The following is a 12,205-nucleotide window of genomic DNA, read 5'->3' on the forward strand; positions in this document are numbered from 1 at the left end:
CGGGCGGCGGGGGCTGCGCACAGGGCTCCCGAACTCCACCCCCATTCGGGCCTTTTCACCCACATCTGGTGCAGAGAGACTGGGGAAAATTTCCCACGCGACTCTCTCACTTGCATTAACAGCGGAGCCCCCCGCTATCATCCCTCGGGCGCGAATTACTTCCGCCCACCCGCGAGACGGATCATCGGGCCGGTTCGACGTGCGTCGTCAGCCGCGCGCCTGCCTGCACCTCCACGGCCCGCTCGATTTCGTCGGCGAGCGCATGGGCGCGGGCGACCGACCAGTCACCGGGCAGGCGGAGGTCGACGTGCGCAAAGTGCATCGATCCTGCAACACGTGTCTTGAGGTTTGCGAAACTGCAACCGCGCGACGCGAACGAGGCGAGCACGGCCTCGATGCGCGCGATGTCCTCATCGCCGAGCGCCCGGTCCATCAGCCCGTCGACCGAGCGGTGCATCAGCCCCCAGCCCTCGCGCAGGATGTTCAGCGCGACCGCCGCGGCAATCAGCGGGTCCAGCCAGACCCAGCCGCTCACGCTCGCCAGCCCCACGCCGACCACGACACCGGCGGTCGTCCACACGTCCGTCATCAGGTGGCGGGCGTCGGCTTCCAGCGCCAGCGAGCGGTTCGCGCGCCCGACCTGGAACAGGACGCGCGCGACAGCAAAATTGATGGCACTCGCGCCGATCGACAGCGCGGTGCCGATGCCGAGCTCGCCCAGCGGCTGCGGATGGAGCAGGCGCTCGCCGGCCGTAAAGAGGATCGCCAGCGCGGCGATGAAGATCATCACCCCCTCGAAGGCGGCCGAGAAATACTCCGCCTTGCCGTGGCCATACGGATGTTCGGGGTCGGCCGGGGCGCGCGCGAAGGACACCATCAGCAGCGCGAAGGACGCGCCGGCGAGGTTGACGAGGGATTCGAGGGCGTCGGAGAGATAGCCTACCGAGCCGGTCAGCCACCATGCCCCCGTCTTCATCCCGATGGTCGTCAGGGCGGCGAGGAGCGAGAGCAGCAGTGCCTGTTGAGGAGTCAGCGTGCGCATGATGCAGGGGATGGTGCGATGCGCAACATGGTAAACCACGCGTGCCCGGCGATGCTTGCGGAATGCGGGCAAAAGAGCGAACAATGGCGCTTCTGTCGCAAACGCCAAGGAGGCCGCAATGGGATTGTTGGACGGATTGGCCGGCCAGGTGCTGGGAAGCGTACTGGGCGGCGGGCAACAGCAGGGAGCGCAGGCACCGGGCGGTGCGCTGTTGCAGATCGCGATGAACCTGCTGCAGAACCAGCCGGGCGGGCTCGCCGGACTGCTGCAGCAATTCCAGAACGCCGGGCTCGGCGATGCGGTGGCGTCGTGGGTCGGCACCGGCCAGAACGCCGGGATCAGCGGCGATCAGCTCTCCAGTGCGCTCGGCGCGGACACGATCGGCGGCATCGCGAACCAGCTCGGCATCCCGCAGCAGGAAGCAGCCGGCGGACTCGCAGCGCTGCTGCCGCAACTCATCGACCAGCTCACGCCGCAAGGCCGGCTGCCGGACGACAACGCCCTGTCCGGCGGACTGGCAGATCTCGCATCGAAGTTCCTGCGCGGTTGATGCGATTTACCGCCGCCGGCGGGCGACCCTCCACAGGAAGGATCGCGACGCCGGCGACGGATGAGCAGCCGCTCAGCGCTTGAAGCGCTCCTCGGCAATCGCGTCGGCGACTTCCCCGGTCGGGCGCTCTTCCTTGCGCGCACGCGCGAAGATTTCCATCAGGTTGTCGTAGATGCTCTCGATGTGCTTCGTCAGCGCGGCGCGGTCGAAGTTGCCGGTGCGCTCGTAGTACACGTCGATGATGCCGCCGGCGTTGATGACGTAGTCGGGCGCGTACAGGATGCCCTTGTTCATGAGTGCTGCGCCGTGGCGCGGCTCGGCGAGCTGGTTGTTGGCGGCGCCAGCGATGACCTTGGCCTTGAGCTGCGGCAGCGTCTGGTCGTTGATGATCGCGCCCATCGCGCACGGGGCGAAGACGTCGACGTCGAGGCCGAAGATCTCGTCCGGCGCGACGACCGTCGCTTCGAGCTCCTTCGCCGCGCGCAGCAGCGGCTCGCGGTGGATGTCGGTGACCCACAGCTGGGCGCCGGCTTCCTTGAGCTGACGGGCGAGGTCGAAGCCGACGTTGCCGAGGCCTTGCACGGCGACCTTGAGGCCGGCGAGCGAGTCGCGGCCGAGGCGCTCCTTGACCGCGGCCTTGATGCCGACGAAGGTGCCGTAGGCGGTCGCGGGCGAGGGATCGCCGCTGCGCACGCCGTTCTCGGAGGGCTTGTCGACGATCCCGGCGACGTGGTCGGTGAATTGCGACATGAACTTCATGTCGTCGACGCCGGTGCCGGAGTCTTCCGCGGCGATGTAGCGGCCGTTGACGCGCTCGACGGCCTGGGCGAAGGCCTTCAGCAGCTCGGGGGTCTTGTCGGTGCGCGGGTTGCCGATGATCACGGACTTGCCGCCGCCGAGCTTGAGGTTGGCCATCGCCGACTTGTAGGTCATGCCGCGCGACAGGCGCAGCACGTCGCGGATCGCTTCCTCTTCGCTGGCGTAGGGCCACATGCGGCAGCCGCCCAGCGCCGGGCCGAGGTTGGAGTTATGCACCGCGATGATGGCCTTGAGGCCGCTCTTCTCGTCGCTGCAGAAGACGACCTGTTCGTGGTCGTGGAAATCGCTCAGGTTGAAAACGCTCATGATGTCTCCTTCATTGGTCTGGAAAGGGTGCAACGCGCCCTCCACCGCGGCTCGTGGCCGTGGCGGAAGGTTTGCTGCTGGGCAAAACGGGATTAACCGGGGATGACCGCGATGGTCTTGCGGACCTTGCCGTTCGTCACGTCGGCGGGGCGCTCCTTGCGGCGGAAGGCCGCGAGGAGTTCCGCTTCGCGCATCCGCGCGTTGCGCAGGTAGCGCTCGCGGATGTGGCCGAAGCCGCGGATCTGCTCAGGCAGGTTCGCGATTTCGACAGCGGCCTCGTAGTTCGCCTTCTCGACGCCGACGAGGATCTCCTCGACGATGCGCTCGTAGTCGGCGATGAGCTGGCGGTCGAGCTGGCGGTCGAGCTTGCGGTCGTGCGTGCGGGCGAAGGGGTCGAGCATCGTGCCGCGCAGGCCCTTCATCTTCGCGAGCTGACGCATCGCCTTCAGCATCCACGGGCCGTACTTCTTCTTCTGCAGCTCGCCGGTGACCGGGTCCTTGTCGGCGAGCGTCGGCGGGGCGAGGTGGAAGACGAGCTTGTAGTCGCCTTCGAACTGCTCCTCGACGCGCTTGAGGAAGTCGCTGTCGGTGTAGAGCCGCGCCACTTCGTACTCGTCCTTGTAGGCGAGCAGCTTGTGGTAGCCGCGCGCGACCGCTTCGGTGAGCTCGGTCGTGCCGGGCTGGACCTTGGCTTCGGCGCTGCGCACGCGCTCGACCAGCTTCGCGTAGCGTTCGGCGTAGGCGGCGTCCTGGTAGTCGGTGAGGAAGGCCTTGCGGCGGGCGATCACTTCGTCGAGCGAGGCCGACAGCTTGTGGTGCTCGGGCGTGCCATGCTGCGGTTTCGCGGCCTTCTCGACCGCATCCGGATCGACGGCGGCGCGGCGGCCCCACTGGAACGCAGCCTTGTTGGCCTCGACCGCGGCGCCATTGAGCTCGATCGCGCGCATGATCGCGTCGCGCGTCAGCGGCACGAGACCGCGCTGCCACGCAAAGCCGAGCATGAAGAGGTTGGTCGCGATCGAGTCGCCGAGGATCGCGGTCGCGAGACGCGAGGCTTCGAGGAACTCGACGTTCTGGCTGCCGACGGCGTCGACGATCTGCCCTTCCATCGACGCTGCCGGGAACTGCGGGTCCGGGTGCTTCGCGACGTTGCCGGTGCGTGCCTGCGCCGCGAAGCCGCGGACGAATTCGCTGGTGTTGGTCTGGTCACGGTTGATGACGACGCGGGTGTGGCTGGTGCGCATCTTCGCGAGCGATTCGTCGCTGGCGGACACCACCAGATCGCAGCCGATCACGACGTTCGCTTCACCGGCAGCGACGCGGGCGGCGAAGATGTCTTCCGGACGGTTGGCGATCTTGACGTGCGACCACACGGCGCCGCCCTTCTGCGCGAGGCCGGCCATGTCGAGGATCGACACGCCCTTGCCTTCGAGGTGCGCGGCCATGCCGAGCAGCGCGCCGATCGTCACGACGCCGGTGCCGCCGACGCCGGTGATGAGGATGCCCCACGGCGCGTTGGTCGCCGGCAGCATTGGGTCGGGCAGCGATGCGAAGACGTCCGCGGCGGCGGTCGCAGCCTTGCCCTTGCGCAGCTTGCCGCCTTCGATCGTCACGAAGCTCGGGCAGAACCCCTTCACGCACGAGAAGTCCTTGTTGCACGAGGACTGGTCGATCGTGCGCTTGCGGCCGAACTCGGTCTCCACCGCCGTCACCGACATGCAGTTCGACTTGTCGCTGCAGTCGCCGCAACCTTCGCAGACGAGGTCGTTGATCACGACACGCATCGCCGGATCCGGGAACTTGCCGCGCTTGCGACGGCGGCGCTTCTCGGCGGCGCAGGTCTGATCGTAGATGATCGCGGTGACGCCCGGCACTTCGCGCAGCTCGCGCTGCACGGCATCGAGCTCGTCGCGGTGGCGGATCGGCACGCCGTGCGGCAGGTCCGCCGGGCCATAGGCGCGCGGCGTGCCGTCGTTGACGACGATGATGTTGTGGATGCCTTCGGCCTGCAGCTGGCGCGCGATGATCGGTACCGACAGCGTGCCGTCGTGCGGCTGGCCGCCGGTCATCGCGACGGCGTCGTTGTAGAGGATCTTGTAGGTGATGTTCACCTTCGCTGCGACGGCCGCGCGGATGGCGAGGATGCCCGAGTGCATGTAGGTGCCGTCGCCGAGGTTCGCGAAGACGTGCGGCGTCTTCGTGAAGGGGGCCTGGCCGACCCAGGGCACGCCCTCGCCGCCCATCTGGCAGAAGGTCTGCGTCGTCTCGGGCGACAGCCACGTCGCCATGTAGTGGCAGCCGATACCGGCGATCGCGCGCGAACCCGTGGGCACCTTGGTCGAGGTGTTGTGCGGGCAGCCGGAACAGTAGTGCGGCACGCGCTGGATCGACAGGCGCGGCTTGGCGAGCGCGGCTTCCTTGGCGTCGAAGAAGGCGAGGCGGGCCTTGATCTTGTCCGAGGTGTAGAAGCGCGCGATGCGGGCGGCGATCACGCGGGCGATCATCGCCGGGGTGAGGTCGCCGGCGGCGGGCAGCATCCAGTCGCCGTGCGGCAGCGCCCATTCGCCCTTCTCGTCGAACTTGCCGATGACGCGCGGACGCACGTTCTCGTTCCAGTTGTAGAGCTCTTCCTTCAGCTGGTATTCGAGGAACTGACGCTTTTCCTCGATCACGAGGATCTCGTCGAGGCCGTTGGCGAACTCGCGCACGCCTTCCGATTCGAGCGGCCACACCATGCCGACCTTGTACAGGCGGATGCCGATCTCGGCCGCGACGTGCTCGTCGATGCCGAGGTCTTCGAGCGCCTGGCGCACGTCGAGGTAGCTCTTGCCCGAGGTGATGATGCCGAGCTTGGCGTTCGGGCTGTCGATGATCGTCTGGTTGAGCTTGTTCGCACGGCAGTACGCGAGCGCGGCGTAGAGCTTGTGGTGCACGAGGCGCTCTTCCTGCACCAGCGGGGGATCGGGCCAGCGCAGGTTGAGGCCGTCGGCCGGGATCGGGAAGTCCGCCGGGATGACAGTCTTGACCTTGAACGGGTCGATGTCGACCGATCCGGAGGTTTCGACGGTGTCGGTCAGTGCCTTGAACGCGACCCAGCAGCCCGAGTAGCGCGACAGCGCGAAGCCGTGCAGGCCGTATTCGAGGTAGTCCTGAATGCCCGCGGGGGCGAGCACCGGCATCATCATCGACTTGAAGATGTGCTCGGTCTGGTGCGGCAGCGTCGAGCTCTTCGCGCCGTGGTCGTCGCCCGCGATCACCAGCACGCCGCCGTGCTTCGAAGTGCCTGCGGCGTTGGCGTGGCGGAACACGTCGCCGGTGCGGTCGACGCCGGGGCCCTTGCCGTACCAGATCGAGAACACGCCGTCGTACAGCGCGTTCGGATCGAGGTTCACCTGCTGCGTGCCCCACACGGCAGTCGCCGCGAGGTCTTCGTTCAAGCCGGGCTGGAAGCGGATGTGCTGCGGCTCGAGGTACTTCTTCGCCTTCCAGAATTCCTGGTCGACGTTGCCGAGCGGCGAGCCGCGGTAGCCGGTGACGAAGCCGGCGGTGTTCAGCCCCGCGGCCTGGTCGCGCAGGCGCTGCATGATCGGCAGGCGCACCAGCGCCTGGATGCCGGTCATGTAGGCGCGACCGGAGCTCAGCGTGTACTTGTCGTCGAGGGAAGCCGGAGCGAGGGGGACGGAGCCCTTCGGGGATGCGATATTGGACATGGCACGTTTTCCGCCGCAGCCGCTACTCCGCGAGCGCTTGTGGCGCCCCGGTCCGGCCTGCCGGCGTTGTCTCCTTTATGGTTGCTGTTGTGCGTCCGCGGCATCGAACGCCAGACTGCATCCTAAGGATAGGGCGTCGGGGAGATTTTTCTCGTTGCGGCGGAAATCAGCCCGCCGGGAAAAGTTTTTTCGCGAATGGCCATTTTCGCGAAACGCGGCATACTCCCGCCGGATTGCATTGCAGCATACGGGCCTTGGGGGCGGGGTTTTGCGGCAAAGCTGCCCGCCGGTCAGGCGGGGGCCGGCGGCTGATCAGCGTACAGGTTTCGAGGATGCGCCCGTCTCAATGCACCAAAACAGTGCAAGTTGCGCAACAGCCTTCAATACTCATCCTCGCAAGCGAGCAATGATGCAAGGAGGAGGTGACGGAATGGTAATGATGACTCACGCACTCGGCTGGCAGGAGTTCTGGCTGCCCACCATGCTGTTCGCGCTGGCAACCTCGGCCTCGCCAGGGCCGGTCAACATTGCGGCAGCCTCGTCGGGCATCGCTTTCGGGCTGGTGCGAACCTTGCCGCAAGTGCTGGGCGCAACCATCGGGTTTTCATCGCTGCTGGTGGCCATGGGACTGGGCATGCATGCGCTCGTTGCCAGCGTACCGGCCATCCAGACGGTGCTTAAAGGCGCGGGCAGTGTGTTCCTGGCTTACCTCGCCTGGAAACTGTGGCATGCATCGGACACCCCGTCCGAGATCGTCACCTGCAAGCCGCCCGGCATGCTGGAGGGCGCATTTGCCCAGTGGGTCAATCCGAAAGCATGGATCGTGGCTGCGTCCGGCATCGCCACTTACACCTACCCGGGTGCGGCTTATGGCACCAGCGTGATCGCAATGTCGATCGTGTTCCTGGTGATCTGCTTTCCGTCAGTGGGGGCCTGGGCCTTGTTCGGTGCGGCGACGCGCAAGCTGCTGAGAACCGAGCGCGCCGTCAGGCGCCTGAACATGGCGATGTCGATGCTCTTGCTGGTGTCGATCAGCACGCTGTTCCTGTAGCGGGACGCCGGACGGGAACCCGGCCGATTCAGCGACGCTGGATCACCTTGCGCAACCGCCCCGGCGTCACCCCGAACACCGCCTTGAATGTCCGCGTAAAATGGGCCTGATCGGTGAAATGCAGAAGCAGCGCCAGGTCGGATAACGAAGCCTGTTGTTGATTCAGCAGAAAACGCGCCTTGAGCGCCCGTAACTGGCGCAGGTACGCGGACGGGGAGAGCCCGGTCTGGCTGCGGAAAGTCCGAAGCGTATGCCATCGGCTATGCGGCAAACGTTCGACCAACTCCCCTGCTTCCACGTCGGACTGCCACAGCCGGTGCATGGCATTTTGCAGCGGATGCAGCTCACGCTCCCGCACGCGGGTTTCCCGCGGCGATGGCAGGAGTGCCGCGAGCGCCCTCAATAACGCGTCGGTTCTCGGTGCGTCGACATGACGGGTATCCAACGCCGCAATGTGCCCGGCGAGTGGCGGAGCAGTGAATACCCGCGAGCTTGCGTTCGCCAGGGCCGAAAATCGACCGGCGTCTATTTTCTGCAAGCATGTGTCACCGATGTACAGCACCTTGTAGCGCACGTCGGACGAAGCCGCGGAACAGGCATGCACCTCGAACGGCGGGATCAGGAACAGGTCACCTTGCCGGGCCTCGTATTCACGGTTGCCTGCGCGAAAACTGCATGTGCCTTCCAGGATTACGCCGATAGACCAGGCATCATGAAAGTGGCCGTCCAGCCCATGCGGCCCCATCCGGGCGCTGACCACCTCGACACCGTGCTGCGGCGCGATTGTCCACCCGGTGATGTGCTTGTCGCTCATGCTCACAATCGTTCCATCGTGAATTCAGCCGTAGCGCCGCGCCGCCTCCACCGCCAGCCCCGCGCCGATGCTGCCGTACAGGTCGCCCTCGACGCTGCGCGCCTGCGGCAGCTCGGCGGCGATGCGCGCGCGCAGCTGCGGCACGGCGCTGCCCCCACCGGTGAAATAGATCGTGTCGACCTGCTCACGCCGCACGCCGGCCTCGTCGAGCAGCGCACGCACGCAGGCCGCGACGCGGTCGACCAGCGACAGCGTGGCGCGGACGAAATCGGCGTCGGTGATCGTGTGGGCGAGCGCCGCCTCCAGCCGCTCCAGGTTCATCGTCGCGACGGGCGCCGCCGAGAGATCGATCTTCGCCTGCTCCACCTGCAGCGCCAGCCAGTGCCCTTCGCGCTGGCTGATGAGCTTCGCGAGGCGATCGAGTTCGGCGCGGGCGGCCGCGTCGCGATAGACGTTCTGCAGGTCCGCCCACGCCTGCCGCGTGTAGGCGAAGTTGATCGTGTGCCAGGTTGCGAGCTGGAAGTACACGCTGGACGGGATCTCCGCCCCGCTCTTCATGCGGCTGCGGTAGCCCAGCAGCGGCATCACGCATTCGAGGCTCAACGCACGGTCGAAATCGGTGCCGCCGATATGCACGCCGCCATTGCCGAGCAGGTCCTCGCGCCGGTCGTGGTCGTCGTGCGAACGGCGCGCGCGCTCGGGCGACAGGCGCACGAGCGAGAAGTCCGCGGTGCCGCCGCCGATGTCGGCGATCAGCACCAGCTCCTCGCGCGCGAGCGACAGTTCATAGTGCAGCGCCGCGCCGATCGGCTCGAACTGGAAGCTCACGTCGCGGAAACCGACCTGCGCGGCGATCTCGGCCAGAGTCTGCTGTGCCTTGCGGTCGGCGTCCTCGTCGTCATCGACGAAGCGCACCGGGCGGCCGAACACCGCGTGGTCGAAACTGCGCCCGGCCTGGGCCTCGGCGCGCGCCTTCAGCTCGCCGATGAAGTTTGCGAGCAGGTCGCGAAAGCGCAGCGCCCGCCCCTGCACCTCCGTCTGGCCGTCGATGAGGCTGCTGCCGAGCAGGCTCTTCAGCGCGCGCATCAGGCGGCCCTCGTAGCCTTCCAGATACTCCGCCAGCGCCGCGCGGCCGAACGCGGTCGTCTCCTCGTCGGCGTTGAAGAACACCGCCGAAGGCAGCGTGGGCTTGCCATCCTCGAGCGCGAGCAGCGTCATCGCCCCCGGGCGCACCCAGCCGACGGTGGAATTGGAGGTGCCGAAGTCGATACCGCAGGCGCGGGCGGGTTGGTCCATGAAGCAAGTATCCGCGGGATGGGGCCGCGATGCTACCGGACCACCGTGATGATAGGAACTTTCGCGAAGGGAAATGGCCGCCGCAGGGGGTGCTTGTTGCACCGCGCCACCCCCTTTCGGCACGAATCCCGCCAAAACACCCCGTCAGGGGAAAATTTTTCCTCGACGTGTACGTAAATCCCGCAAAAGCCGCAAAACAATTCCCCACCCCCCTCCTTACCATTCATCCCCACGCAACCGAACCCACGAGCGGCTGCGACAAAACTACAGGCAGGAGACAAACCATCGTGGATCTACCGGTTGCCGCGCGAGCGGCCGGTGTCCCTTCGTCTCCGCCGCCTGTGCTGCAGCACCCGCGCACCGCCCACAAGGAGGAGACATCCCATGAAGCACAACAAGCTGATTTTCGCCCTCGCTGCCGCCAGCCTCGCCGCCGGTGCCGTCCACGCCAAGGAAGTCGTCGTGCGCATCGGCCACGCCGGCCCGCTGACCGGCCCGGCCGCTGCCTTCGGCAAGGACGGAGAAAACGGCGCGCGCCTCGCGATCGAGGACGCCAACGCGAAGGGCATCAAGATCGGCGGCGACACGGTCAAGTTCGAGCTCGTCAGCGAGGACGACCAGGCCGACCCGCGCACCGCGACCACCGTCGCGCAGCGCCTGACCGATTCCGGCGTGAAGGGCGTGGTCGGCCACGTCACCTCGGGTGCCTCGATCCCCGCCTCGCGCATCTACGAGCAGGCCGGCATCCCCGTGATCACGCCCTCCTCGACCAGCCCCAAGCTGACCCAGCAGGGCTACAAGATGACCTTCCGCGTCATCGCCAACGACCTGCAGCAGGGCAACGCGCTCGGCAAGTACGCGGTCGATCAGCTCAAGGCGAAGAAGATCGCCGTGATCGACGATCGCACCGCCTACGGCCAGGGCCTCGCCGACGCCTTCGCGAACTCGGTGAAGACCTCCGGCGGCCAGATCGCCGGACGCGAGTTCACCAACGACAAGGCCACCGACTTCATGGCGATCCTCACCAAGATCAAGGCCATGAACCCCGACGCCGTGTTCTACGGCGGCATGGACGCGCAGGCCGCGCCGCTCGCGCGCCAGATGAAGCAGCTCGGCATGACGGCGAAGCTGCTGACCGGCGACGGCGGCTGCACCGGCGAGATGATCAAGATGGCAGGCGACGCGCTGTCGGCGACCACCTTCTGCACCCAGGCCGGCATCCCGCTCGACAAGATGCCCGGCGGCGCGGCCTTCCGCACCCAGTTCAAGCAGCGCTTCGGCAACGACATCCACGTCTATGCGCCCTACGCCTATGACGCGATGATGTCCGTGATCGAGGCGATGAAGGCGGCCAACTCGGTCGAGCCGGCCAAGTACCAGCCCGCGCTGCGCGCCCTCGCCTACCAGGGCGTCACCGGCCCGGTCGCGTTCGACGACAAGGGCGACATCAAGGGCGGTGCGATCACCGTCTACAACTTCGACGCCGGCAAGTGGGCGCCGCTGCAGACCATCCAGTAACAGTTCTCCTCGCGCCGGCCGGCAGTTCCGCGGTCGGCGCACCTCTTCCCCAAGATCACGACGCTCGCCCTGCGTCCGCCTGTCGGCGGAGGCAGTGGCAGCGCTCGTCCCGCAATCCGGCGGCGATCGCCGTCGCGGTGTGCAACACCAAGGGTGAATCGATGGAAACCTTCCTGCAACAAATCCTCAACGGCCTGGTGTCGGGCAGCATCTACGCGCTCGTCGCGCTCGGCTACACGATGGTCTATGGCATCCTCGGCCTGATCAACTTCGCCCACGGCGAGCTGGTGATGATCGGCGCGCTGGTCGCGCTGCAGACCGTGACGCTCCTCTCGGGCGCCTTCCCCGAGCTGCATCCCGTCTTCCTGCTGCTCGCTGGCGTCGGGGTCGCGGTGCCCGTGTGCATGGTGGTCGGCTACCTGATCGAGCGCATCGGCTACCGGCGCCTGCGCAACGCGCCGCGGCTGGCGCCGCTGATCACCGCGATCGGCGTGTCCTTCCTGCTGCAGACGCTGGCGATGATCATCTGGGGCCGCGAGTTCCACGTCTTCCCGCAGCTGGTGTCGACGACCCCGATGCAGCCGATGGACGGCGTCGTCGTGTCGCCGCTGCAGATCTTCACGATCGTCGTCGCCCTCGCGCTGATGGGCGGACTGATGCTGCTGGTGAACAAGAGCCGGCTGGGCCGCGCGATGCGCGCGACCGCCGAGAACCACCGCGTCGCCGGCCTCATGGGCATCAACGCCAACGGCGTGATCGCCGCGACCTTCATCATCGGCTCGGGCCTCGCGGCGCTCGCCGGCGTGCTGTACGCGTCGAACTACGCGATCGCGCACTACGCGATGGGCTTCACGCCGGGCCTGAAGGCCTTCACCGCGGCGGTGCTGGGGGGCATCGGCAACCTGCCGGGTGCGATGGTCGGCGGCCTCGTGCTGGGCCTCGTCGAGAGCTTCGGCGCCGGCTACATCGAGCACCTGACCTTCGGCTTCCTCAACTCGAGCTACCAGGACATCTTCGCCTTCATGATCCTCGGCGCCGTGCTGATCTTCCGCCCGTCCGGCCTGCTCGGCGAACGCGTCGCGGACCGCGCCTGACCCCA

At 67.0% G+C, this 12,205-nt stretch carries 9 protein-coding genes; 4 read left to right on the forward strand and 5 right to left on the reverse strand.

What is annotated here, in order from left to right; genetic code table 11:
- Nucleotides 1-181 precede the first annotated feature (181 nt).
- Nucleotides 182-1,042, reverse strand: a complete 861-nt coding sequence (locus GPA22_RS14550; RefSeq protein ID WP_169256784.1) for a cation diffusion facilitator family transporter — start codon at nt 1,040-1,042, stop codon at nt 182-184.
- 55 nt (nt 1,043-1,097) lie between these two features.
- Here GPA22_RS14550 and GPA22_RS14555 point away from each other — a divergent pair, with 55 nt between their 5' ends.
- A complete protein-coding gene (locus GPA22_RS14555; RefSeq protein ID WP_425483961.1) occupies nt 1,098-1,592 on the forward strand; it encodes a YidB family protein in 495 nt (164 codons plus the stop codon).
- 72 nt (nt 1,593-1,664) lie between these two features.
- On the opposite strand, the gene GPA22_RS14560 is transcribed toward GPA22_RS14555, so the two are convergent.
- A complete protein-coding gene (locus GPA22_RS14560) occupies nt 1,665-2,717 on the reverse strand; it encodes a Glu/Leu/Phe/Val dehydrogenase (RefSeq protein WP_169256786.1) in 1,053 nt (350 codons plus the stop codon).
- Nucleotides 2,718-2,809: 92 nt separating this feature from the next.
- Entirely contained in the window at nt 2,810-6,427 is a 3,618-nt protein-coding gene (locus tag GPA22_RS14565; protein WP_169256787.1) for an indolepyruvate ferredoxin oxidoreductase family protein, read from the reverse strand.
- Between the two features lie 436 nt (nt 6,428-6,863).
- On the opposite strand from GPA22_RS14565, the gene GPA22_RS14570 reads away from it, so the two are divergent.
- A complete protein-coding gene (locus GPA22_RS14570; protein WP_246264393.1) occupies nt 6,864-7,478 on the forward strand; it encodes a LysE family translocator in 615 nt (204 codons plus the stop codon).
- Between the two features lie 28 nt (nt 7,479-7,506).
- Here the strand turns inward: GPA22_RS14570 and GPA22_RS14575 are convergent, their stop codons facing one another.
- Both GPA22_RS14575 and GPA22_RS14580 read right to left on the reverse strand, forming a co-directional pair.
- Complete coding sequence (locus tag GPA22_RS14575) at nt 7,507-8,292, reverse strand: AraC family transcriptional regulator (RefSeq protein WP_169256789.1); 786 nt, start codon at nt 8,290-8,292, stop codon at nt 7,507-7,509.
- 24 nt (nt 8,293-8,316) lie between these two features.
- Nucleotides 8,317-9,588, reverse strand: a complete 1,272-nt coding sequence (locus tag GPA22_RS14580; RefSeq protein ID WP_169256790.1) for an Hsp70 family protein — start codon at nt 9,586-9,588, stop codon at nt 8,317-8,319.
- Between the two features lie 384 nt (nt 9,589-9,972).
- Here GPA22_RS14580 and GPA22_RS14585 point away from each other — a divergent pair, with 384 nt between their 5' ends.
- The gene (locus GPA22_RS14585) at nt 9,973-11,106 is read left to right on the forward strand and encodes a branched-chain amino acid ABC transporter substrate-binding protein (RefSeq protein WP_211169137.1); all 1,134 of its coding nucleotides are present in this window, start codon (nt 9,973-9,975) and stop codon (nt 11,104-11,106) included.
- A gap of 161 nt (nt 11,107-11,267) precedes the next feature.
- Nucleotides 11,268-12,200 (forward strand): branched-chain amino acid ABC transporter permease, encoded by a 933-nt coding sequence (locus tag GPA22_RS14590; protein WP_169256791.1) that lies wholly within the window; start codon nt 11,268-11,270, stop codon nt 12,198-12,200.
- Nucleotides 12,201-12,205: the final 5 nt, after the last annotated feature.

Source organism: Aromatoleum toluvorans (genome assembly GCF_012910905.1).
GTDB lineage: Bacteria > Pseudomonadota > Gammaproteobacteria > Burkholderiales > Rhodocyclaceae > Aromatoleum > Aromatoleum toluvorans.